Raw genomic sequence first — 22,583 nt, 5'->3', positions numbered from 1 at the left:
AAACCATTAAAAGTTTGGCTTAAATATTAGATTAAAACCGCATTGGGAAGTTTAAAATTTGGTGCCCACAGCCGGAATCGAACTGGCCACCTCTTCCTTACCATGGAAGTGCTCTACCAACTAAGCTATGTGGGCATTTTGAATTTGAAATTTGTAATTTATAGTTGTTTTGAAATAAACATTTAAAACTAAAAAATTAGCTATTAAAACCAATAAAATTACAAGCTATACGTTAGCAATCTTGACAATGGCCTATTATACCTATTAAACACAAGTCTCACTTTGAATAATAGTATTCAAATTGAACAACATAATAACGAAAGTAAATAAACGTAAGATGAGTAGCATAAAAGGTAAAGTAAAGTGGTTTAACGGTAGCAAAGGCTACGGTTTTATTGAGAGAGACGACAAACAAAAAGACGTATTTGTTCATATGTCAGCTGTTAAAGATGCAGGTATTGACTATCTTGACGAAGGAGATGTTCTTACATTTGATATCGAAGATGGAAAAAAAGGTCCATCAGCTGTAAATTTAAAAAAAGTTTAAAATCTAGATTTTTTTGATGGAGGAGGCTCACCCATGGGTATTCATTATGATTACAAGTCTAAACGTGGAGAAAGAGCTATGCTTAAAGAAGCGAAGAGAAAAGAACGTCTTGCTTTAAAAAAAGCCAAAAGAGCCTCAACCATACCCGCAAAAGAACCAGAACAAGAAATGCACGATATTAATAAGCCTATTACTTTGGATGATTTAACAAATCCAAATAAATAGTCCGCGTTTGAATTTGATGATTAATAATCAAAAAGATTTAAAAAAAGAACGTCTTTCAGAAGCCCTTAGAGAGAACTTAAAAAAAAGAAAAGAATTTTTAAAAAAAATTAAAGAAAGAAAAGCATGAGTGTTTTATCTGATCATTGGATAAAAAAAATGTCCTTAGAGAAAAAAATGATAAGTCCTTTTGTTCAAAAACAACAAAGGAAAAATAAGATTTCTTTCGGACTTTCTTCTTATGGTTATGATGCAAGAGTTTCTAATGAGTTTAAGATATTTACAAATATAGATTCGGCATTTGTAGATCCTAAAAAATTTTCAAAAAATAGTTTTGTAACAAGAAAGACCGATGTTTGTATAATACCTCCCAATTCATTTGCTCTAGCTAGAACGGTTGAATATTTTAAAATTCCAAGAGATGTCCTAGTAATTTGTCTTGGTAAAAGCACTTATGCAAGATGCGGAATTATTGTTAACGTTACTCCTTTAGAGCCAGAGTGGGAGGGGCATGTAACTCTTGAGTTTTCAAATACAACTACATTACCAGCAAAAATTTATGCCAACGAAGGCGCTTGTCAGTTTATTTTTTTAAAAGGTGATCAGGAACCAGAAACTTCATATGCTGATAAAAAAGGAAAATATATGAAGCAAAAAGGCGTTACTCTTCCAAAAATTTAAAGATGCAGAAACTATTAATTAAGGGAGGAAAGAAACTCTCTGGTGAAGTAGTTATTTCAGGCTCTAAAAATGCTAGTCTTCCTATAATTATATCTTCATTATTATTTGATGATTCAGTGCAGTTTGAGAATGTTCCTAAAGTGAGAGATATCTATACTTTAATTAACTTAATTAAGGTTTTAGGAAGAGAAGTTGAATTTGATGAAGACAATGAAGTATTAAAAATATCAAAAAAAAATAAAGATAAATATTTTGCTCCATATTCAATTATGAAAACCATGAGGGCTGGAGTTTTAGTTTTAGCTCCATTGTTAGCGAAATTTGGAAAAGCCAGAGTTTCTTTACCAGGAGGTTGCTCTATAGGAGCAAGACCTGTGAACTTACATTTAGATGCATTAAAAAAACTTGGTGCAAAAATTAATGTAAAGAACGGTTATATTGACGCTAGCGCTCCAAAAGGGTTGTCCGGGGCTAATATTAAATTTCCTTTAATTTCGGTTGGAGCAACAGAAAGCATAATAATAGCAGCTGTTCTTGCTAAAGGAGTTACAAAAATTACTAATGCTGCACTTGAGCCAGAAATTATAGATCTAATAAAATTTTTAAATAAATGTGGTGCTGACATACAATATGATTCAAAAAGAAAAATTATTATAAAGGGAGTAAATTTTTTATATCCAATAAAACACAGAATTATTCCAGACCGAATAGAAGGTGCAACTTATGCAATCGCGGCCCTAATAACTAACGGTAAGCTACTAATTAAAAATGTTAATAACGATCATTTGGAAAACGTATTTAACGTTCTAAGAAAAATAGGTGCTAATATTAAAACTTTTAAAGACTCTTTTATTGTTTTTAGAAAGCACCAACTAAAACCATTTAAAATTACTACAAAACCTTATCCTGGGTTTCCAACTGATATGCAGGCTCAGTTTATGGCTTTAGCTACTCAGATCAAAGGATCATCGGTAATTAATGAAGAAATATTTGAAAATAGATTTCTTCACGTTTCAGAATTAATGAGAATGGGTGCTAATATTGAAATAAAGAAACAAAAAGCCACAATAAAAGGAATTAATAATTTAAATGGGGCCGAAGTAATGGCTACAGATCTAAGGGCATCCGTAAGTTTAGTTTTGGCAGCATTATCTGCAAAAGGCACTACAACAATTAATAGGATTTATCATTTAGATAGAGGCTATAGTAAATTAGAAAAAAAACTAAATTTATGCGGCGCTAATGTTAGGAGAGTAAATGACTAACGAAAATATTTCTAAGTTAAAACTGTTGGCAGAAGACATTCAGGATTTAAATGTTTTTTCAGCTTACTTGCAAGACTCAGTAATTGTTGCAAACGATATAAAATTTTTACCTAAAACTAAAAAACTCATTTGTGTATTTAACCGTTTTATGTGGGAAGATGCTGAAAAAGGAATTTTTAGAAAAAATAAAAGAATACGTAGCGCTCTTGTTTTTGATAATGTTTCAAAAGTTAAATCAAAAGGAATTAGTCCAAAAAAAAAGACTAAGATACTCGAGTTTCTCGCGATCAAAACAGAGATTAAAGATAATTATTTTGATATAAGATTAATTTTTTCTGGAGATAGTATTTTATTAGTTAAAGCTGAACAAATAGATTCATCTTTAGAAGATTTTGGAAAAACATGGGAAACCAGTTATAAACCAATGCATAAGATTTAGTATGAAAATTATAAAATTTAATAAAAAAAGTTTTTTAAATGATTTAGATTTTATTTCTCGAAACAGAAAATCTAATTTTTCTAATAAAGCCAATATTGTAAAAAAAATTCTTAAGGACGTTAAAACTAAAGGGGATAACGCTGTTGTTTATTATCAAAAGAAATTTGATAGAAGCTCAGTATCAAAAAAAAATATTATATTAAGCAACAAAGAAATTAATAAAGTCATAAAAAATTTAGACTCTTCAGTAAAAAGTTCAATTAAACTTGCCTTTGATAGAGTTAAAGACTTTCACAAAAGACAATCAATTAAAGGTTATAAATATTTTGATAAATATAAAAATGAATTAGCTTACAAAGTTTCTCCATTAAATAGAGTTGGAATATACATTCCAGGAGGAACAGCTAGTTATCCAAGTTCGGTTATTATGAACGCAGTTCCAGCAATTGTTGCTGGTGTAAAAAATATAACTTTATGTATGCCAACTCCAAATAATAAAATTAATGGCGGCGTTGTGTATGCAGCTAAAATATGTGGTGTAAAAAAGATTTATAAAATAGGTGGAGCGCAAGCAATAGGTGCCTTTGCTTACGGAACAAATACCGTTACAAAAGTTGATAAGATTGTCGGACCAGGGAATATTTTTGTAACTACAGCAAAAAAAGAAGTTTTTGGCGAAGTAGGCATAGATATGGTTGCTGGACCTTCCGAAATTACTGTGGTTGCAAATGAGGATAACGATTCAACATTAACAGCTATAGATTTATTATCCCAAGCTGAACATGATGAGTTATCTCAAGCTATATTAGTAACAACAAATATGAAATTTGGTCTTGAGGTTAAAAGTAAGATTTATAAATTTTTAGATGTTTTGCCTAGAAAACAGATAGCTAAAAAAGCAATTGATAATAATAGTGCAATTATAGTTTGTAAAAATTTTGCAGAAGTTATTAGCGTTGTAAACGATATAGCGCCAGAGCATCTTGAAATTAAGACTAAGAATAATTCAGTTTTGGTAAAAAAAATTAAAAATGCTGGATCAATTTTTTTAGGAGAAAATTCCCCAGAGGCAATAGGAGATTACTTAGCAGGACCAAACCATGTTTTACCAACGGCTGGATCAGCGAGGTTTGCTTCAGGGTTATCTGTTTACGATTTTTATAAAAAAACCTCTGTTATTAAAATGAGTAAACAAGGTCTTGAAAAGATAGGAAGATCAGCTATACACCTAGCAAATTACGAGGGTTTATTTGCTCACTCTCAATCAATTAGAATTAGAATTAGTTAAATATGGCAAAAGAAGAAATGTTGGAGTTTAAAGGACTGGTAACAGAGTTGTTACCTAATGCTATGTTTAGAGTGAAATTAGAAAATAATCATGAAGTATTAGCTCATACAGCTGGAAAAATGAGAAAGAACAGAATTAGAGTTTTGGCTGGAGATGAGGTTATGGTTGAAGTTACACCATATGATTTAACTAAAGGCAGGATTATTTTTAGATTTAAATAATGAATGAGACAAAACATAGTTTTGTTTTAGCCTCCGCATCCCCAAGAAGAATAGAGCTTCTTAATAATATAAAAATCTTTCCAAAAATTATTTATTCTTCAGATATTAATGAAGATACAAATAGTAAAGAAGATCCTAAAAAATATTGTGTTAGAGTTGCTAAAAATAAAGCTTTTAAAGCTTTAGAAAAATATCCAGAAGAATTTGTTTTATCAGCAGATACCATAGTCTTTTGTAGTAACAAAATTTTTTTAAAACCAAAAGACAAAGAAGAAGCTAAAGTTTTTTTGACTTTCTTTTCAGGAAGAAAACATAATGTCTTGACATGCGTATGTTTGGCAAAAAAGAACTCAATTAAAGTTAAAAAAGTTATAACAAAAGTTACTTTTAAAAGATTAAATAAGCAGGAGATCGAAGAATATTTATCAACTGATGAATGGAAAGATAAAGCAGGGGCATATGCCATTCAAGGTTACGCTGAAAAATTTATTAAACGAATTAACGGTTCGTATTCAAATGTAGTTGGTTTACCTTTGTTTGAAACTTATAATTTGCTTAATTCACAAGGTTTAATCTAATATTTTAATTGATTAATAATTTGTTTTGTGAAAAAAACATGCCCAGTGGTCTGGTAGCTCAGTTGGTAGAGCAGAGCCCTGAAAAGGCTTGTGTCGCTGGTTCAATTCCAGCTCAGACCACCATTTTTTATTTGCAATTTCATTCTCAGATTGATAATCAACCTCTAATTGAAATGATAAAAAAATATATATCTACTCACAGACACCATCCTCATGCTGAGCATGCGCTTAGCTAATAGAATTATATATTTAAAAACAAAATAATATTATAAACAAAAAACATGCAGCTGTAGCTCAGTTGGTTAGAGCGCTGGTTTGTGGAACCAGATGTCGGTGGTTCGAATCCACCCAGCTGTACCAAATTAATGAATAAAAAAACTTTTAAACCTAGCAGTGAATTACCAGCAGGTTTTGTAGATAGACAAGAAGAAGAGTTATTAGCAAGAGATCTTTTAATATCTAATATTAAAAAGATCATGGCTAAATATGGCTTTCAATATCTTGAAACTCCTAGTTTTGAGTTTACCGATAGCATTGGTAAATTTTTGCCTGACAAAGATAGACCATCAGAGGGAGTTTTTTCTTTCGAAGATGATAAAAAATGGCTCTCGTTACGATACGATTTAACAGCACCATTAGCTAGATATACAGCTAAAAACTTTAACAATTTACCAAGACCTTTTAAAAGGTATCAACTAGGAACAGTTTGGAGAAATGAAAAGCCAGGTCCTGGAAGATTTAGAGAATTTTTACAGTTTGATGCAGACTATATAGGAACAAGTAATTTATTTGCTGATGCTGAGTTATGCTGTTTAATTTCAGAGATTTTACGTAGCTGTGGTTTAACAAAAGAAGAATTTATAATTAAAATATCTAATCGTAAATTAACAAAAGGATTATTAGAAAAATTAAAAATTGTTGATGAAAATAAACAATCAATAGTACTAAGAGCTATTGATAAACTAGATAGAGTTGGGATAGAGGGAGTTCAATATCTTTTAGGAAAGGGTAGAAAAGATAAATCTGGAGATTTTACTAAAGGAGCCGAATTAGGCGAATCCCAGATTAATGAAATTATTAATTTTTTAAGCATTAAAGATCTTTCAGATAATAATTTTGAAAAAATAGAAAAAATTGCTGGAGACAACCAAACTATATTAGATGGAATGAATGAACTTATTTTAATAAAGAAATATTTTTCATTATTAAAATTCGAAAATTTTATCTTTGATCCAACGGTTGTTAGAGGACTTGAGTACTATACGGGCCCTATTTTTGAGGCCAATCTTACATTTGGCGTTACAAATAATAAAGGGGAAGAAATTGAATTTGGATCAGTAGGAGGCGGTGGCAGGTATGATGATCTCGTAAAACGTTTTAATAATCAAGATTGTCCTTCAACCGGTATTTCAGTCGGTCTTGATCGTCTAATTTATGCAATTTTGCAAAAAAATAAAATTAAAGTTGAAAAAGAAACTCCAATTTTAATATGTGTTTTTGATGAAAAATACATGGATTACTATGTAAAAATTCTAAATTTATTAAGAACAAAAAATATTAGCGCTGAAATTTATTCAGGAAACGCCAATATAAAATCGCAATTAAAATATGCTGACAAGCGAGGATGTAATTACGTTATTTTATGCGGTGATGATGAGGTAAGTAAGAATTCAGTTACAATTAAAAATTTAGAATTAGGTAAAAAAATGTCCGTTTCTTTAAAAGACAGAGATGATTGGAAAGAATCTTCTGGTTCACAAAAAACTGTAGCTTTAGATCAACTTTTAAATGAGATTAAATAATGAAACAAGGTCTAGAAAAAAAGAGATTAAAAGAAGATCTTTCTAAAAAAATATTAAGTAATTTTAAAAAAAACAAATTTAATTTTACAGATTTAGATCTTTTAATTGATACTAATTTACTAACAGAGCGATCGGGAGAGCAATTTAAAAAATTTACACTAACTTATAAAGATTTATTTGGAAAAGAGATTAGTTTACGTCCTGATTTAACAGTTTCAACAGCATTAAAATATATTCAGGAAAAAAAAAATAAGGAAGAAAAATATTGTTATTACGGTAGCGCTTATCGATTAGATAAAAATGGAGATTTAAAAGTTTTTGATCAAATAGGCTGTGAAATTATTAACTCTAATAATAATAAATCAGAAAATATTTTGATTAATTCTATATTAGAACCATTAAATAAAATTAAGAATTTACAAGTTATATTAGGTGACGTTGGATTATTTAAAATTTTGGTAGACTCTTTAGAGCTTCCAGCTAGATGGAAGTTAAGATTGGTAAAAAACTTTTCTAGAAGAGAATATTTTGAAGATATGTTGAAAAGGTTAGAGACAAACTATGATCTAGATCAAAAAGCAATTAAATTGGATACAAAAAGACTTGAAGATTTAGAAAAGTTAGATCCAAACTCTATAATTGGAGGAAGAACAGTGTCTGAAATTATTAAACGTTTTAATAAGAAGATTAAAGATCCAAGAGATGACTATAAAGGAAAGAAGAATGTTAAAATTATTAGAGATTTTTTAAACATTAATACCTCAATTCAGAAGGCAGAAAGCACAATATTATCTTTCTTTTCAAAAAATAAATTAAATAATTTATCTATTAAAAGTTATTTAAAAAAAATTGATAAGATAAATAAAGAAATAGGTAAGAAATATTCTATTAATTTCAAAACTAATTTTGGAAGAAATACCGATTATTATTCCGGAGTAGTTTTTTTAGCCTTTGCAAAAAAGAAATCTAAAATTATAGAATTAGCAAGAGGAGGTGAATATAACGGCTTACTTAGAACTCTTGGTTATAGCAAGGATATACCAGCAATAGGCGGAGCGATTAATTTAAATGAATTAATAAATTTATAAAATTATGTCTATAATTAAAATAGGATTACCTAGCAAAGGAAGATTAAAAGATGAATCTTTAGCTTTTTTAAAAAGTAAGAAACTAGAGGTGGTAAGTTCTTTTGGAGAAAGAAATTATTTCTTTAATATTAAAAATAATAACAACATAGAAGGCATTTTTTTACATGCCAGAGAAATAATTGAAAGAATCAATGATGGAACTCTAGATATTGGCATTTCAGGGCTTGATCTGCTTAAAGAATTACCAGATGCTTATTCAGAAAATGTGAAGATTTATAAAAAACTTAATTTTGGTTTTGCTGATTTAGTAGTGGCTATACCAAAAGATTGGTTGGATGTTCAAAATATGGCCGACCTAGAAGAAGTGAGTTTTGAATTTAGAGAAAAATATGGTCGTCGTATGCGTGTTGCTACAAAATATCCAAATTTAACTGAATCTTTTTTCTTATCAAAAGGAGTAAGTCAGTTTCGAGTTATTCCAAGTTTAGGAGCAACGGAGTCCTATCCATTTACTGGCTCTTCTGAATTGATCACGGATATAACTTCTACAGGCTCAACTTTAAAAGCAAACAATCTAAGAATTATAAATGATGGTGTTATGTTAAAAAGCTCTGCCTGTATTTTTGTCTCTAAAAAAATTGAGAAAAATAAGTTTTTAAATCTTTTAAAATAGGCAAAAAAAAACCCCAGATTTTTAGTCCGGGGTTTTGAATTTATTCTAGAAAGTTTGCTAGAGATGATGGAATTACATTAGTGTCTTTTTATAAAATAACTAAGTAAATACTGACTTTTTAAATAAATCTTCATCACTTTAACAAAGCAATCTCAAAGCAATTCAAAAAATAATTAATAGAGTATGAATTAAGAATTCTATTATTTAAATCCTATAAGGTAGTATAAATATTATATGAAAATAACTTACCGCCCAGAAATAGATGGTCTAAGAGCAATTGCTATTGGCGTTGTTATTCTTTATCACTCTCAAATCAGTATTTTTGGTTATCAACCATTTAAGGGTAAGGGTGGGTTTATTGGAGTTGATATATTTTTTGTAATCTCTGGTTATTTAATCACATCTATTATTTTAAAAGAATTGATAACTACTGGTTCATTTTCATTTAAACATTTTTATGAAAGAAGAATAAGACGAATACTTCCAGCATTATTATTCGTGATGTTAGTATTTCTTCCATTTGCTTGGATGCATTTGTTACCAAGCGATTTTGTAGATTTTTCAAAATCTATTCTTTATTCACTTGGATTTAGTTCTAATTTTTATTTTCACTATTCAGGTCAACAATATGGTGCTGAAAGTGGACTATTAAAACCTTTTCTTCATATTTGGTCATTATCAGTTGAGGAACAATATTATATTATATTTCCAATAGTTTTATTAATTGTATTTAAATATTTTAGGCAATATTTAATTCATATCTTAATATTTGGTTTTATTATTAGTTTGGGACTAGCAGACTGGGGAAGTAGAAATCATTCATCATTTAACTTCTATGCTTTACCAACAAGGGTTTGGGAACTATTAGCAGGTTCTATATTGGCATATTTTGAAATTACAAAAGGATATAGAAGCAAACATCAAACGCTTAATTTAATACTACCGACTATTGGACTGTTATTAATTGGACATTCTATATTATTTTTTAATGATAAAATGTTTCATCCTTCATTTTATACATTGTCGCCAATAATAGGTGTTTGTTTAATTATTTGGTTTTCACACAAAGATGAACTAATCACAAAAATACTTTCATTAAAATTATTTGTTGGAATTGGTCTAATTTCTTATTCTTTATATCTTTGGCATTATCCAATTTTTGCTTTAAGTAGAATAGTAGAATTTACGGGGGGGGGGGGGGCGTATTTAAAAAATTATCGTTATGGTTCTTAATATTGATAGTATCAATATTTTCTTATTATTTTGTAGAAAAACCTTTTAGAAATAAAAATAATAAATTCAAAGTAATTTTCAGTCTAATCGCAATCTTTATCTCTATTTTAATGATTTTTAACTTTCGTGTTATTCAGAAAGATGGATACCCAAATAGAGTACCAGAAATTCTACGGGGAGATTTATCCGAACCTTGGATTTTATTGAAAAATCACAAAGGAGAAACTTGTTATGAAAACATTGAGAGTTGTAAATTCAACACTTCTTCAAATAGGAAAGTATATATTGTAGGCGATAGTCAAATAGCGTCATTGACGTTTAATTTAAAAGACAGAATAGTTAAAAGTAATTATCAATTTATCACTTCAACTTTTGGGGGTTGTTTGTTTTATCCTGGTTTTAATAGAGTTTATGATAAGACAAAGAAAATTGATGAATATTGTAATGAAAGTTATTTTCAAAAGTTAAAAAAAACTTTATCAAATGATAAAAATTCAATTATTATTTTTGGTGGCAGACATCCTGTGTATTTATCGAATGATACTTTTGATAATAAAGAAGGAGGTGTTGAAGGACTAGAATGGGGAAGTAAATATATTTCATCGGGGAAATACGACATTATTCAGAATTCATTTAAACGTGAAATATTAAAACTTTCAAAAAATAATAAAATAATTCTAATTTATCCTATTCCAGAAGTGGGTTGGAATCTTCCCAAAAAAATATTTAGAGATGTTAATAAATTTTCTAAAAATACTGATTTCAAATATATTACAACTTCATTCAATGTTTACAGAGAAAGAACTAAATCAAGTTTTGAATTATTAGACTCTATTCAAAGTAATAATATTTATAGAGTTTATTCTCACACATTGTTCTGTAACACAACAATTAAAGATAGATGCGTAACTCACGATGATAAGAATATATTTTATGCTGATGATAATCATCCATCAATAAAAGGTGCTGAAATGATTAATGATTTAATAATGAAAGAAATCGAAAAAATAGAACTTAAATCAAATTAAATTCTACTCGCCACTTATTGCTAAACCAAGTTTTCAACTATATTTGATATTTTGTATCTTTATCAGAATAATTTTAAATTTATGAAGCAGAATTAAAAAACCCCCAGAAATTTCTTTCTGAGGCTTTTTAATCTGTTTAATTTTTTTTTTTAAATGTTCCTATGCAGGAATGGTATTACATTCCCATTCCGCCCATACCACCCATTCCGCCCATACCACCCATTCCGCCTGGCATTCCACCGCCACCACCAGAATTAGAGTTTTTGTCGTCGGGTTTATCAGCGATCATTGCTTCAGTTGTAATAAGCAAACCTGCTATTGAAGAAGCGTCTTGAAGAGCTGTTCTTACAACTTTAGTTGGGTCGATAATACCTTTTGCAAACATATCGCAATACTCACCACTTTGAGCATCGTAACCTTGAGAAGGTTTTTTTGCTTCTAAAAGTTTTCCAACAATTACTGAACCATCAACTCCAGCATTGCTTGTGATTTGTCTGATTGGATATTGTAAAGCTTTTCTGATTATTTCAACACCAGCTTTTTGGTCATCACCTTTTGGTTTTAAATTATTTAGAGCTTCTGAAGCATATAATAATGCACATCCACCACCAACAACAACACCTTCTTGTACAGCTGCTCTAGTAGCATTAAGGGCATCTTCTACTCTGTCTTTTCGCTCTTTAACTTCAATTTCTGTAGCGCCGCCAACTTTAATAATAGCAACACCGCCAGCAAGTTTAGCTAATCTTTCTTGTAATTTTTCTTTATCATAATCAGAAGTAGTTTCTTCAACTTGTTTTCTAATTTGACCACATCTTGCTTCTATTTCAGATTTTTTTCCTGCACCATCAACGATAGTTGTATTATCTTTATCAACTCTAATTTTTTTACATTGACCAAGATCTTTTAACTTAACGTTTTCAAGTTTAATACCAAGATCGTCAGATATAACTTGTCCACCAGTTAAGATAGCAATATCTTCTAGCATTGATTTTCTTCTATCACCAAAGCCAGGAGCTTTAACTGCTACGACTTTTAAACCACCTCTTAATTTATTTACAACTAAAGTTGCAAGAGCTTCGCCCTCAATATCTTCAGCAATAATTAAAAATGGTCTGCTAGATTGTACAACCGCTTCCAATAAAGGAACCATAGGCTGCAAGTTAGTTAATTTTTTTTCTGTGATAAAAATTAGTGGATCTTCTAATTCCGCAATCATTTTATCTGCATTAGTAATGAAGTAAGGAGATAGATAACCTCTATCAAATTGCATACCTTCAACTACATCAAGTTCTGTTGAAAGACCTTTAGCTTCTTCAACCGTGATAACTCCTTCGTTACCAACTTTTTGCATTGCTTTTGCAATCATGTCTCCAATTTCTTTTTCACCATTTGCAGAGATAGTTCCAACTTGTGCAATTTCTTCACTTGTTTTTACTTTTTTTGAACTTTCTTTAATTCTAGTGATTACAGCTTCTACAGCTAAATCAATTCCTCTTTTTAAATCCATTGGATTCATTCCAGCAGCAACATATTTACAACCTTCTCTTGCTATTGCTTGCGCCAAAACGGTTGCAGTTGTTGTTCCATCACCAGCTTCTTCGTTAGTTTTGCTAGCAACTTCCTTAACCATTTGAGCTCCCATGTTTTCAAATTTATCTTCAAGCTCAATTTCTTTTGCAACAGTTACTCCATCTTTAGTTATTCTAGGAGCGCCGAATGATTTGTCTATAACTACATTTCTTCCTTTTGGTCCTAGTGTTACTTTTACAGCGTTTGCAAGTATATCAACGCCTCTTAGCATTGCATTTCTTGCGTCTGTATCAAATCTTACAATTTTACCTGCCATTTTTTTTCTCCTTTTTTATATATTATTTATTTTTTTTTAGACATGATGCCCATGATGTCAGACTCTTTCATGATGCTATATTCCACGCCGTCAATTTTAACTTCAGTTCCTGACCATTTTCCAAATAGAACAAGGTCTCCAACTTTAACTTCCATTGGTAAAATTTTTCCATCTTCAGTTTTTGCTCCAGGTCCAACAGCAATAATTTTTCCTTCAGAAGGTTTTTCTTTTGCTGTATCTGGTATAATTATTCCGCCTGCTGTTTTTTCTTCTCCGTCCAAAGGTTGAACAAGAACGCGATCGTGTAAAGGTCTAAAGTTCATTAATTTAATTCTCCGTAAAATTAGTTGTTAATCAAAATATAACTTCGTACAACAATGTACCTGACGCTATATGATGATTGATCTATTAAATTTCAAGGGGTGCATATTACAATAAAATAGCCAAAACACTATATTTTATTAGCTTTTTTTAATCTGATTTATATGGAAGATCTAAAATTATACTTTATAAAGTACTGCTCTTATGACCCTAAACAAAGACTTAGCTAAAGATCAAAAGCAAAAAAATAACTATACACCTAATGATCTAGAGGCATTTTGGATGCCTTTTACTGCTAATCAAGATTTTAAAGCAGATCCGAGAATAGTCTCAAAGTCTAAAGGCATGTACTATTATACTCCAAACGGAGATAAAGTTTTAGACGCAGTTGCAGGTTTGTGGTGTTGCAATGCAGGGCACAATAGAGAAGAAATTGTAAAAGCAATTCAAGAACAAGCTGCTGAGTTAGATTTTGTTCCATCTTTTCAAGCGGGTCATTATAAAGCTTTCGAATTAAGCAATAAGTTAACAGATATTTCGCCAGAAAATTTAAACCATGTTTTTTATAGTAATTCTGGTTCAGAAGCTGTTGAAACAGCTTTAAAGATCGCTTTAGCTTATTTTAGGGCAATTGGACAGCCATCAAAAAGAATCTTAATAGGTCGCGAAAGAGGTTATCATGGAACAGGTTTTGGAGGATTGTCCGTAGGAGGCATAGTTAACAATAAGAAACAATTCGAAAGATTTTTACCAGATGTTTATCATCTTCCGCACACACATAATCTTGAACATAATTCATATTCTAGAGGACAGCCAGCGTGGGGAGCTCATTTAGCTGATGATTTATTAAAACAAATTGAAAAACATGGCGCAGCAAACATTGCAGCAGTTATTGTAGAACCAGTTGCTGGCTCAACTGGGGTTTTAATTCCACCGGTTGGTTATTTGGAAAAACTAAGAAAAACTTGCACTGATAACGATATAATTTTAATATTTGATGAAGTGATCACTGGATTTGGAAGATTAGGAAAGCCGTTTGCTGCAGATTTTTTTAATATTAAGCCAGACTTAATGACTATAGCTAAAGGATTGACTAGCGGAACTGTGCCAATGGCCGCAACTTTTGTTTCAGATAAAATTTACAAAACTTTCATGCAAGGAGATCCTAAAGTTATTGATTTTTTTCATGGATATACTTATTCAGCGCATCCATTAGCGTGCGCAGCAGCAATAGCAAGTATTGATGTTTATAAAAAAGATAATTTATTAACTAGAGCCTCTGAAATTGCTAAATACTGGGAAGATGCTTTGCATTCATTAAAAGGAACTAAACATATAATAGATATAAGAAATCTTGGATTGATAGGAGCAATAGAATTAGAATCCATTCCAGAGAAACCTTCCAGAAGAGCTTATAATGTTCTTTGTGAAGCTTTTAGAGACCAAAAATTATTTGTAAGAGTGACAGGTGACATCATTGCTTTATCTCCTCCTTTAATTATTCAAAAACAAGAAATAGATTTAATCGTAGAAAAATTAAAGAAGACAATTAGTACTACACAATAATTTTAAATTTATGAATAATCCTGTTTTTTTAAGCGGGTTAAATAAAATTTATTCAAAATTTGATATATTTTTTGTTGATCTTTGGGGTGTGGTTCATAATGGTATTGAATGTTATTCTGATGCTTTAAAAGCCTTAAAAAACATAAAAAAGAGCAAGAAAATTATATTAATTTCAAATGCTCCAAGACCTAGCCACAGCGTTCAAAAATTTTTAAATAAAATAAATTTTAATAAAAAATTTTATAATTTATTAATTACCTCCGGAGACTTAACTCGTTTTTATCTAAAAAATTTTAGCAAAAATAAATGTTTTTATCATTTAGGACCAGATAGAGATAAAAGTTTATTTATTAATCTAGGTCTAAAAAAAACTTCGTTAAATAATGCAGATTTTGTTGTTTGTACCGGGGTAAATAATAACAATGATAGTCTTAGTAAATATGTTCCTATTTTAAAGAAAATAAAAAAAAAAAATTTAAAAATGATTTGTGCTAATCCAGACTTAATTGTTCATAGAGGGGATCGGACTGAATACTGCGCAGGATCTATTGCAAAATTATATGAAAAAATGGGTGGCAAAGTTAAGTATTTTGGTAAACCTTATAAATATTTTTATGAATATATTTGTAGTGTATTAAAAAAAAAATATAGAAAAAATATAAATAAAAATAAAATTCTTGTTATTGGAGATAATTTAAACACTGATATTTTAGGAGCAAATAATTTTAAAGTTAAAAACTTATTCATAGCAGGAGGCATTCATAAATCTGAATGGAATAAAAAAAATATAAATTTAGCTAATTTTGTGATTAAAAAAAATAAAGATTTTAAGATTAATTATTTTCAGAACGAATTAGTTTGGTAAATGAAAATTTATAATAACGTCAACTTTATTGAAAAAAAATTTGTCAATTCTGTTTTAGCAATAGGTAATTTTGACGGAGTTCACTTAGGACATCAAGAACTCTTAAAAAAAGCTTATATTTTTTCACGTAAGGTAAAAAAAAAATTTGGTATATTAACCTTTGATCCTTTACCTAAAGATTTTTTTAATAAAACTGATAATAGAATTTTAAACATTGAAGATAAGATAGATACTGTAAAAAAATTTAGTGCTGATTTTTTTATTAAGCAAAAATTTAATCGTAATTTTTCTAGAATAAGTCATGATAATTTTGTTAAAAAAATTCTTTTAAAAAAATTATCGGTTCATAGCATTTTTGTTGGTAAAGACTTTAGATTTGGGTTTAAAAGAGAGGGGAATATATTTTTTTTAAAAAAATTCTCAAAAAATAATAACTTTAAAATATTTATAATTAATTTTAAAAAATTTAATAATTACAAGATTTCTTCATCAAAAATTAGAAGCTTAATACAAGCTGGAAAAGTTAACTTGGTTAATAAAGTTATGGGAAGACCATGGACTATCTCTGGTAGAGTCATCAAAGGTAAAAAATTTGGAAGACGAATAGGTTTTCCTACAGCAAATGTTAAAATCTTAAATCAGATTAAGCCACTGTTTGGGGTCTATTCCGTTAAAATTATTTTTAATAAAAAGACTTATAAAGGAATTGCCAATTTTGGTGTAAGACCAACATTCGGTAGTTCCAATCCTATTTTAGAAGTTAATGTTTTTGGAAAAAACCATAATTTTTATAATAAAAATATCAAAGTTTTATTTATTGATTTTATTAGAAAAGAGAAAAAATTTAAAAACAGTGCAATGCTGGTTAGTCAGATTAAGAAAGATATTAAAGTTGCTAAAATTAGTTTAAACAAAAAATAATGTCAGAAATTAAAATTAATCTTCCCGAAACTTCTTTTCCTATGAAGGCCAATTTGCCTACAAAAGAACCTGAAATACTTAAATTTTGGGAACAAATTAACCTTTATGAAGAATTGAGATCTAACAGCAAAGGCCGAGAAAAATTTATTTTACATGACGGACCTCCTTATGCAAACGGGCACATTCATATTGGAACGGCATTAAATAAAATTTTAAAAGACATCGTTGTAAGATTTAATCAAATGACAGGTAAGGATGCCCCTTATGTGCCAGGATGGGATTGTCATGGGTTGCCAATAGAATGGAAAGTAGAGGAAGAATATAAAAAGAAAGGAAAAAACAAAGACTCTGTTCCAGTTAATGAATTTAGAAAGGAATGTAGAGAATTTGCAACTAGTTGGATCGAGATCCAAAAGAAAGAGTTTAATAGATTAGGAGTAAACGGAGATTGGAAGAATTATTACACGACTATGAGCAAGTCTTCAGAAGCTCAAATAACAAGAGAGATTAGTAAATTTATAATTAATGGAGGACTATATAGAGGATTTAAACCAGTTTTATGGTCTGTTGTTGAATCAACTGCTTTAGCTGATGCGGAGGTTGAGTATTATGATCACACTTCTAATACAATTTATTCAAAGTTTTTAATTAAGTCTGGACCAGAAAAATTTTTAAATTGTAACGTTGTTATTTGGACAACAACTCCTTGGACTATTCCTTGTAATAGAGCCTTAGCTTTTAATAATAAAATTAATTATTCTATTGTTAAAATAAATAATAATGAAAAAATTATTATTGCAGAAAAATTAATAGATAAAGTTTTAGCAGATTGCGCAATTACAAAACATGAAATTATTGAAAGTTTTTCTGGATCGGAATTAAAAAATATCATTTGTAGTCATCCCTTCAAAGATATTGGTTATACCTTTGATGTTCCTATGCTTGATGCCAATTTTGTTAATTTAGAACAGGGAACAGGAATTGTTCATTGCGCACCTAGTCATGGACCTGATGATTACTACTTATGTTTAAATAATAATATTCAAGCCTTTGATACAATTGATGACAAAGGACATTATACAAAAAATATTATTAAATTTTCTGGTACTCATATTTTTAAAGCTGATGATGTAATTATTAATGAGTTAACTAATTTATCGAGATTATTAGGCAAAGGTAAACTAAAGCATAGCTACCCACATTCGTGGAGATCTAAAGCGCCTTTAGTTCATAGAGCTACACCTCAATGGTTTATATCTATGGAAACAAATGAGCTGAGAAAAAAATCGATTGCTGCAATTAGCAATACAAAATTCTATCCAGCGGTTGGACAAAATAGATTAAGATCAATGATAGAAACAAGACCAGATTGGTGTGTTTCTCGACAAAGAGTTTGGGGCGTACCGTTGCCAATATTTATTTCAAAAAAAACAGGAAAACCGTTGGCAGATCAAAAAGTATTAGAAGCTATAGCAAAAATATTTGAAGAAGAGGGTAGCGATTCTTGGTTTGAAAGGCAGCCGCAAGATTTTTTAGGCAATGATTATAACGCTAATGATTATGAGCAGGTTAAAGATATCGTGGAAGTTTGGTTTGATAGCGGTTCTTCACATAGTTATGTTTTGGATAAAAGACCAGAACTTGCATGGCCAGCAAATCTTTATTTAGAAGGATCAGATCAACACAGAGGCTGGTTCCATTCTTCTTTGCTTGAATCTTGCGGAACAAAAGGAACCGCTCCATTTCAAAATATTTTGTGTCACGGATTTGTTGTTGATGGCAAAGGACAAAAAATGTCGAAATCATTAGGGAATGTAGTTATGCCAGAAGAAGTTATTAAAAATTTTGGAGCAGATGTACTAAGATTATGGGTTGTTGCATCAGATTATTCTGAAGATTTAAAGATTGATAAAGCAATTTTAAATCAACATGCCGAGTCGTATAGAAAAATTCGAAACACTCTTAGATTTCTTTTAGGAAATTTAAATGACAAATTGTTAAACGATGACTTTTCTAAAATAGAATATTCAAAATTATCATCATTAGAGAAATATATCTTAACTCAAGTATATGACTTTGATTTAAGATTTAGAGATTATATTAAGTCTTATAATTTTCATAAAATATATATTGAGCTTTTAAATTTCTGCACTTTGGATCTTTCGGCCTTTTATTTTGATATAAAGAAAGATATTCTCTATTGCGATAGTGAAAATAGTCAAAGAAGAAATAACTGTTTAGAAATATTAAATGTTCTTATTAATTTTTTATTAAAATGGTTTTCTCCAATTTTATCCTTTACATCTGAAGAGGCTTATCAAGTAATTAAAAATAAAAAATATAAGAGTATTCATTTGCAGGATTTTCCAGTTATACCTTTGATGTGGAATAATTCTGAAATCAAAAATAAGTGGATTGGTATTAAGAAAGTAAAACAAGTTGTTAATGCAGCTATAGAAGATATTAGAAATAAGAAGATTATCGGTTCTAGCCTAGAAGCAAACGTTATTGTTTATTTAAAAGATGAATATCTAAATATTATAAAACAAGAAGATCTTAGTGAAATTTTTATATGCTCAGAAGCAAAGGCAGAATCTTTTATTAATCAAAATGATTTATTTTCTTTAAAAGATGTAGAGGGAGTAGCTGTAAGAATACTAAAAGCAAAGGGACAAAAATGCTCTCGTTGTTGGAAGATCTTAGAAAAACCATGCAGTAGAGATATTTGTGGTTTAAAAAATTAATATGACGAATAAAAAAAAGATATATTTATTTATTTTTGTTCTTGTTCTTTTTGCAATAGATAGAATTTCAAAAATTTTAATTTTAAAAAATTTTTTAAATAATTCTTCTTCTGAAATTTATATTAACTCTTTTCTTAATTTTTCTCTAGTTTGGAATAGTGGAATTGGTTTTGGAATTTTGCAACTCGAAGCTAATATTTTTTATTTACTTATTTCAATAATTATAACTGCTATTAATTTAATATTAATTTATTGGATGTTATCTTCATCAAATTACTTAGAATCTATTTTTATTTCTATAATTTTAGGAGGAGCATTAGGTAATTTATTTGACAGATATTATTATAGTTCTGTTCCAGACTTTATAGATCTGCATTATGAGAGTTTTCACTGGTTTACCTTTAATATTGCTGATATTTTTATCACTATTGGAATTATTGGTTTAATAACAATTGATCTATTTAAAATAAAAAAAGCATGAAAAAAATTATAAATTTATTTGTATTATTCATATTATTAAGCTCATGCGAAAATGTTCAAAAAGGGTTAGGCATGAAAAAAGACGTTCCTGACGAATTTTTAATTGAAAAAAGAAATCCTTTGACCATGCCCCCAAATTTCGATTTGTTGCCACCAGATTCAGTAAATCAAAACAATCAAAAAGACGAGAAAGATAATTTAAAAGATATTTTTAATAAAAATCTTGGTAAAGATAAAAAAGATACAGAAATTAACAAAGGAACAGACTCCGGATCTTTAGAAAAAAGTATTCTTGAAAAAATAAAATAGTTCGATGAAAATTAATTCTTTTAATTTTTCAAAAAATAACTCAATAGTTTATAAGAATAATTTAAGAAAATGCTCTGAGATATTTAAAAATTTACTTAATAATAAAGAAAATTTTTTCTTTAATACATTGTCACCAGAGTACCAAAAAATTATTTTTTTAAAAAAAATAGTTGTAAAGAAAAGGATACATAAAAATATCTTAATAGTAGGAATGGGTGGATCTGTTCTTGGATCTAAGATGCTTTCTTCTTTTTTTGGCTTAGATAAGAATTATTATTTTCTGGATAATTTAAATAATTTCAAAAATAATGATTTTATTAAAAAAGATCTAAGTAAATTCTCAATTTTTATTATATCTAAATCCGGAGAAACTTTAGAAACCTTAACAAATTTTAATATTGTTTTAAATAATTTTAAAAAAAGAAAAAAAAATATATCAAAAAATTTTATAATTATTTCAGAGAAAAATAGCGTTCTATTTAATTTTGCAAGAGAAAATAATATTTTATTTTATGAACACAATGCAAACCTTAGTGGTCGTTATTCCGTTTTATCAGAGGTGGGTTTGTTAATGTTTAATTTAGATTATAAGAAAATTATACAAGGCATTAATTCTGTTCTTAAAAAAGATTTAAAGAAAAATCTAATTAGTAATGCAGCTAATTTACTAACTTTAATTACAAAATCTAAAATAGACACTCATGTGTCTCTTATCTATTCTCATAGTTTGTTAAGTTATGGTTATTGGCATCAACAATTATTGGCAGAAAGTATTGGAAAAAATGGCAAAGATTTCACACCAATTATTTCAGAGTGTCCAAAAGATCATCATAGCATTATGCAGCTTTATTTAGACGGCAAGAGAAATAAATTTTTTACATTCTTTAAAATAATCAATAATAAAAAGGATCTGCCAATAAAAGATTATTTTGATCAAAAATTTAAAAAAAGTTCATTAAATAATATTATTGATGCGCAATTTAATGCGACGATAAATGTGTTTAAAAAGAATTTGATACCATTTCGTGTAATATTGATTGATCAAAAAAAGCCTATTCAAAGCTTTATCTCTTTACTTGTCTACTCAATGCTAGAAACAGCAATTTTGTGTAAAGCCCTTAATTTAAACCCTTTTAATCAACCAGCTGTAGAGACAATTAAAAAAGAGACTTATTCTTTATTAAGTTAGATTTAATTTTGCAAAGTATATTTTAGAAACACCATAAATTCTCTCCTCAATAATGTTGAGTTCTTTATTTTCAATATTGTTTTCAGAGTTTGTATGAATAACTAATAAATTTTTTTTGTTAACAATCTTTTTTAAGTCATTTATAATATCATTAATATTTTTTATTTTAAAAGGCGGATCTAAAAATATTAAGTTAGGTTTGATATTATTAAATAAATTATTATTCTGAATAAAAGAAACATCTTCATTAGTTGCGATAGCATTCGCGCTAAGTATATTTAGCGTATTAAGATTTTTTTTTAAAATAGAAAAAGCTTCTGGATTTTTTTCAAAAAAAAATACTTTTTCCACTTCTCTTGATAAACATTCCAATCCAAAAGAACCAGAACCGGAAAAAAGATCTAGAACTGTCGAATTTTTGAATTCAAATTGAATTTTATTTGAGTGCTGTAATATATTAAATATATTTTCCTTAACCCTATCTCTTAGGGGTCTAGTAATTAATTTGTTTGGGAAAAGTATTTTTTTTCCTTTATATTTTCCTGATATGATCCTCATATAATCTCATTTCTTTCTCTTCTACTTTTTCTACTTTTCCAGGTAATAAGTTTTTGAGTTTAAACGGGCCGTATTCCAGACGAATAAGTCTATTAACTTTAAGATTAACAGCGGCACATAAATTTCTTATTTCATTATTTTTTCCTTCACGCATATGAAACTCTACCCAAGAATTTGCATTTCCTTTTTTTAATAATTTATATTCAAAAGGAGCGTATTTAATGTTGTTTATCTTTACTCCTCTGCTAATTCTTTCCAAAGAATTTTCATCTATGTATCCATAAACTCTAATTTTATATTTTCTAATAAATTTATTTTTCGGTAATTCTAAATTTCTTATTATTTCTCCATCATCTGTTAACAATAAAAGTCCTTCGGAATTAATATCTAGTCTACCAACAGTTTTTATTTTTTTTAGATTAAAAGGTAATAGGTCATATATAATTGGTCTATCATCCTGCTTATTACGAGATGTGATGTAGTTTAATGGTTTATAAAATTTCCATACATCTAATTTTTTTTCAAGATTAATCTTTTTATTATTTATAATTATTTCGTCTTCATTGTTTACAAAAGTAATAGGTGATGAAATAATTTCTTTATTAACAATAATTTTATTTTTTTGAATTAATTGCTCTATTTCACGTCGAGAACCATATCCTTTACTAGATAAAAATTTAGCTATTCTAATTTTTTTTTGATAATTATTATTCATA

At 28.7% G+C, this 22,583-nt stretch carries 24 protein-coding genes and 3 tRNA genes; 22 read left to right on the top strand and 5 right to left on the bottom strand.

The window, feature by feature from the left end; translation table 11 throughout:
- Window positions 1–59: 59 nt before the first annotated feature.
- A tRNA-Thr gene (locus AC8GER_RS04560) sits at window positions 60–135 on the bottom strand.
- 202 nt (window positions 136–337) lie between these two features.
- Here AC8GER_RS04560 and AC8GER_RS04555 point away from each other — a divergent pair.
- The 15 genes from AC8GER_RS04555 (at window position 338) to AC8GER_RS04485 (ending at window position 11,065) form a co-directional block, all read left to right on the top strand.
- Window positions 338–547, top strand: coding sequence for a cold-shock protein (locus AC8GER_RS04555; RefSeq protein ID WP_017943717.1), 210 nt, complete (start codon window positions 338–340; stop codon window positions 545–547).
- Window positions 548–580: 33 nt separating this feature from the next.
- On the top strand, window positions 581–772 hold the full coding sequence (locus AC8GER_RS04550) for a hypothetical protein (RefSeq protein WP_017943716.1): 192 nt from the start codon (window positions 581–583) through the stop codon (window positions 770–772).
- Window positions 773–895: 123 nt separating this feature from the next.
- Window positions 896–1,450: a dCTP deaminase gene (gene dcd, locus AC8GER_RS04545; protein ID WP_017943714.1), complete on the top strand. Its 555-nt coding sequence runs from the start codon at window positions 896–898 to the stop codon at window positions 1,448–1,450.
- Window positions 1,451–1,452: 2 nt separating this feature from the next.
- Window positions 1,453–2,715 carry a UDP-N-acetylglucosamine 1-carboxyvinyltransferase gene (murA, locus tag AC8GER_RS04540; protein ID WP_506597675.1) on the top strand — a complete coding sequence of 421 codons (1,263 nt, stop codon included), beginning with the start codon at window positions 1,453–1,455 and terminating at the stop codon, window positions 2,713–2,715.
- Window positions 2,708–3,154, top strand: a complete 447-nt coding sequence (locus AC8GER_RS04535; RefSeq protein WP_506597674.1) for a DUF2948 family protein — start codon at window positions 2,708–2,710, stop codon at window positions 3,152–3,154. The genes murA and AC8GER_RS04535 overlap by 8 nt, the downstream gene beginning before the upstream one ends.
- Before the next feature lies 1 nt (window position 3,155).
- Window positions 3,156–4,442 (top strand): histidinol dehydrogenase, encoded by a 1,287-nt coding sequence (hisD, locus tag AC8GER_RS04530; RefSeq protein WP_506597673.1) that lies wholly within the window; start codon window positions 3,156–3,158, stop codon window positions 4,440–4,442.
- Window positions 4,443–4,444: 2 nt separating this feature from the next.
- A complete protein-coding gene (infA, locus tag AC8GER_RS04525) occupies window positions 4,445–4,663 on the top strand; it encodes a translation initiation factor IF-1 (RefSeq protein WP_017943710.1) in 219 nt (72 codons plus the stop codon).
- A complete protein-coding gene (locus AC8GER_RS04520; protein WP_506597672.1) occupies window positions 4,663–5,241 on the top strand; it encodes a Maf family protein in 579 nt (192 codons plus the stop codon). Before infA ends, AC8GER_RS04520 begins: the two co-directional genes overlap by 1 nt.
- A gap of 47 nt (window positions 5,242–5,288) precedes the next feature.
- Window positions 5,289–5,364, top strand: a tRNA-Phe gene (locus tag AC8GER_RS04515).
- Window positions 5,365–5,524: 160 nt separating this feature from the next.
- Window positions 5,525–5,601: transfer RNA gene (locus AC8GER_RS04510), tRNA-His, on the top strand.
- Window positions 5,602–5,606: 5 nt separating this feature from the next.
- Window positions 5,607–7,043 (top strand): histidine--tRNA ligase, encoded by a 1,437-nt coding sequence (gene hisS / locus AC8GER_RS04505; RefSeq protein WP_506597671.1) that lies wholly within the window; start codon window positions 5,607–5,609, stop codon window positions 7,041–7,043.
- Window positions 7,043–8,131, top strand: coding sequence for an ATP phosphoribosyltransferase regulatory subunit (locus AC8GER_RS04500; protein ID WP_506597670.1), 1,089 nt, complete (start codon window positions 7,043–7,045; stop codon window positions 8,129–8,131). The genes hisS and AC8GER_RS04500 overlap by 1 nt, the downstream gene beginning before the upstream one ends.
- Window positions 8,132–8,135: 4 nt before the next feature.
- Window positions 8,136–8,804 (top strand): ATP phosphoribosyltransferase, encoded by a 669-nt coding sequence (hisG, locus tag AC8GER_RS04495; protein WP_506597669.1) that lies wholly within the window; start codon window positions 8,136–8,138, stop codon window positions 8,802–8,804.
- 234 nt (window positions 8,805–9,038) lie between these two features.
- Window positions 9,039–10,037, top strand: coding sequence for an acyltransferase family protein (locus AC8GER_RS04490; RefSeq protein ID WP_506597668.1), 999 nt, complete (start codon window positions 9,039–9,041; stop codon window positions 10,035–10,037).
- Window positions 10,038–10,039: 2 nt separating this feature from the next.
- A complete protein-coding gene (locus AC8GER_RS04485; protein ID WP_506597667.1) occupies window positions 10,040–11,065 on the top strand; it encodes an SGNH hydrolase domain-containing protein in 1,026 nt (341 codons plus the stop codon).
- A 175-nt stretch (window positions 11,066–11,240) separates the two neighbouring features.
- On the opposite strand, the gene groL is transcribed toward AC8GER_RS04485, so the two are convergent.
- Together groL and groES are read right to left on the bottom strand one after the other, a co-directional pair.
- Window positions 11,241–12,914 (bottom strand): chaperonin GroEL, encoded by a 1,674-nt coding sequence (gene groL, locus AC8GER_RS04480; protein ID WP_029167630.1) that lies wholly within the window; start codon window positions 12,912–12,914, stop codon window positions 11,241–11,243.
- A gap of 26 nt (window positions 12,915–12,940) precedes the next feature.
- Window positions 12,941–13,237, bottom strand: coding sequence for a co-chaperone GroES (gene groES / locus AC8GER_RS04475; protein ID WP_017943703.1), 297 nt, complete (start codon window positions 13,235–13,237; stop codon window positions 12,941–12,943).
- Between the two features lie 202 nt (window positions 13,238–13,439).
- Here groES and aptA point away from each other — a divergent pair, with 202 nt between their 5' ends.
- Genes aptA through AC8GER_RS04440 form a run of 7 tightly spaced genes read left to right on the top strand, consistent with a single transcriptional unit; the run spans window position 13,440 to window position 21,309 of the window.
- Window positions 13,440–14,801, top strand: coding sequence for an omega-aminotransferase AptA (gene aptA / locus AC8GER_RS04470; RefSeq protein ID WP_506597666.1), 1,362 nt, complete (start codon window positions 13,440–13,442; stop codon window positions 14,799–14,801).
- Window positions 14,802–14,811: 10 nt separating this feature from the next.
- Entirely contained in the window at window positions 14,812–15,666 is an 855-nt protein-coding gene (locus AC8GER_RS04465; RefSeq protein ID WP_506597665.1) for a TIGR01459 family HAD-type hydrolase, read from the top strand.
- Window positions 15,667–16,587, top strand: a complete 921-nt coding sequence (locus tag AC8GER_RS04460) for a bifunctional riboflavin kinase/FAD synthetase (RefSeq protein WP_506597664.1) — start codon at window positions 15,667–15,669, stop codon at window positions 16,585–16,587.
- Complete coding sequence (gene ileS, locus AC8GER_RS04455) at window positions 16,587–19,331, top strand: isoleucine--tRNA ligase (protein ID WP_506597663.1); 2,745 nt, start codon at window positions 16,587–16,589, stop codon at window positions 19,329–19,331. The genes AC8GER_RS04460 and ileS overlap by 1 nt, the downstream gene beginning before the upstream one ends.
- A gap of 1 nt (window position 19,332) precedes the next feature.
- The gene (gene lspA, locus AC8GER_RS04450) at window positions 19,333–19,812 is read left to right on the top strand and encodes a signal peptidase II (protein ID WP_506597662.1); all 480 of its coding nucleotides are present in this window, start codon (window positions 19,333–19,335) and stop codon (window positions 19,810–19,812) included.
- Entirely contained in the window at window positions 19,809–20,120 is a 312-nt protein-coding gene (locus tag AC8GER_RS04445; RefSeq protein WP_506597661.1) for a DUF3035 domain-containing protein, read from the top strand. Before lspA ends, AC8GER_RS04445 begins: the two co-directional genes overlap by 4 nt.
- 4 nt (window positions 20,121–20,124) lie before the next feature.
- Window positions 20,125–21,309, top strand: coding sequence for a phosphoglucose isomerase-related protein (locus AC8GER_RS04440; RefSeq protein ID WP_506597660.1), 1,185 nt, complete (start codon window positions 20,125–20,127; stop codon window positions 21,307–21,309).
- Here AC8GER_RS04440 and rsmD read toward each other — a convergent pair.
- Together rsmD and AC8GER_RS04430 are read right to left on the bottom strand one after the other, a co-directional pair.
- A complete protein-coding gene (gene rsmD / locus AC8GER_RS04435) occupies window positions 21,301–21,867 on the bottom strand; it encodes a 16S rRNA (guanine(966)-N(2))-methyltransferase RsmD (RefSeq protein WP_506597659.1) in 567 nt (188 codons plus the stop codon). The genes AC8GER_RS04440 and rsmD overlap by 9 nt on opposite strands.
- On the bottom strand, window positions 21,842–22,582 hold the full coding sequence (locus AC8GER_RS04430) for a pseudouridine synthase (protein WP_029167639.1): 741 nt from the start codon (window positions 22,580–22,582) through the stop codon (window positions 21,842–21,844). Before AC8GER_RS04430 ends, rsmD begins: the two co-directional genes overlap by 26 nt.
- Window position 22,583: the final 1 nt, after the last annotated feature.

This window comes from Fontibacterium abundans (SeqCode) (assembly GCF_965235095.1).
Taxonomy (GTDB): Bacteria; Pseudomonadota; Alphaproteobacteria; order Pelagibacterales; family Pelagibacteraceae; genus Fontibacterium; species Fontibacterium abundans.
Note: the sequence above shows the minus strand (reverse complement) of the source record. Positions and strands in the feature narration are given on the sequence as shown.

Bases quoted from the DNA above. Each gene is read 5' to 3' on its own strand.
- AC8GER_RS04555 (WP_017943717.1), top strand. From the start codon at position 338: ATGAGTAGCATAAAAGGTAAAGTAAAGTGGTTTAACGGTAGCAAAGGC.
- AC8GER_RS04550 (WP_017943716.1), top strand. From the start codon at position 581: ATGGGTATTCATTATGATTACAAGTCTAAACGTGGAGAAAGAGCTATG.
- dcd (WP_017943714.1), top strand. From the start codon at position 896: ATGAGTGTTTTATCTGATCATTGGATAAAAAAAATGTCCTTAGAGAAA.
- murA (WP_506597675.1), top strand. From the start codon at position 1,453: ATGCAGAAACTATTAATTAAGGGAGGAAAGAAACTCTCTGGTGAAGTA.
- AC8GER_RS04535 (WP_506597674.1), top strand. From the start codon at position 2,708: ATGACTAACGAAAATATTTCTAAGTTAAAACTGTTGGCAGAAGACATT.
- hisD (WP_506597673.1), top strand. From the start codon at position 3,156: ATGAAAATTATAAAATTTAATAAAAAAAGTTTTTTAAATGATTTAGAT.
- infA (WP_017943710.1), top strand. From the start codon at position 4,445: ATGGCAAAAGAAGAAATGTTGGAGTTTAAAGGACTGGTAACAGAGTTG.
- AC8GER_RS04520 (WP_506597672.1), top strand. From the start codon at position 4,663: ATGAATGAGACAAAACATAGTTTTGTTTTAGCCTCCGCATCCCCAAGA.
- hisS (WP_506597671.1), top strand. From the start codon at position 5,607: ATGAATAAAAAAACTTTTAAACCTAGCAGTGAATTACCAGCAGGTTTT.
- AC8GER_RS04500 (WP_506597670.1), top strand. From the start codon at position 7,043: ATGAAACAAGGTCTAGAAAAAAAGAGATTAAAAGAAGATCTTTCTAAA.
- hisG (WP_506597669.1), top strand. From the start codon at position 8,136: ATGTCTATAATTAAAATAGGATTACCTAGCAAAGGAAGATTAAAAGAT.
- AC8GER_RS04490 (WP_506597668.1), top strand. From the start codon at position 9,039: ATGAAAATAACTTACCGCCCAGAAATAGATGGTCTAAGAGCAATTGCT.
- groL (WP_029167630.1), bottom strand. From the start codon at position 12,914: ATGGCAGGTAAAATTGTAAGATTTGATACAGACGCAAGAAATGCAATG.
- groES (WP_017943703.1), bottom strand. From the start codon at position 13,237: ATGAACTTTAGACCTTTACACGATCGCGTTCTTGTTCAACCTTTGGAC.
- aptA (WP_506597666.1), top strand. From the start codon at position 13,440: ATGACCCTAAACAAAGACTTAGCTAAAGATCAAAAGCAAAAAAATAAC.
- AC8GER_RS04465 (WP_506597665.1), top strand. From the start codon at position 14,812: ATGAATAATCCTGTTTTTTTAAGCGGGTTAAATAAAATTTATTCAAAA.
- AC8GER_RS04460 (WP_506597664.1), top strand. From the start codon at position 15,667: ATGAAAATTTATAATAACGTCAACTTTATTGAAAAAAAATTTGTCAAT.
- ileS (WP_506597663.1), top strand. From the start codon at position 16,587: ATGTCAGAAATTAAAATTAATCTTCCCGAAACTTCTTTTCCTATGAAG.
- lspA (WP_506597662.1), top strand. From the start codon at position 19,333: ATGACGAATAAAAAAAAGATATATTTATTTATTTTTGTTCTTGTTCTT.
- AC8GER_RS04445 (WP_506597661.1), top strand. From the start codon at position 19,809: ATGAAAAAAATTATAAATTTATTTGTATTATTCATATTATTAAGCTCA.
- AC8GER_RS04440 (WP_506597660.1), top strand. From the start codon at position 20,125: ATGAAAATTAATTCTTTTAATTTTTCAAAAAATAACTCAATAGTTTAT.
- rsmD (WP_506597659.1), bottom strand. From the start codon at position 21,867: ATGAGGATCATATCAGGAAAATATAAAGGAAAAAAAATACTTTTCCCA.
- AC8GER_RS04430 (WP_029167639.1), bottom strand. From the start codon at position 22,582: ATGAATAATAATTATCAAAAAAAAATTAGAATAGCTAAATTTTTATCT.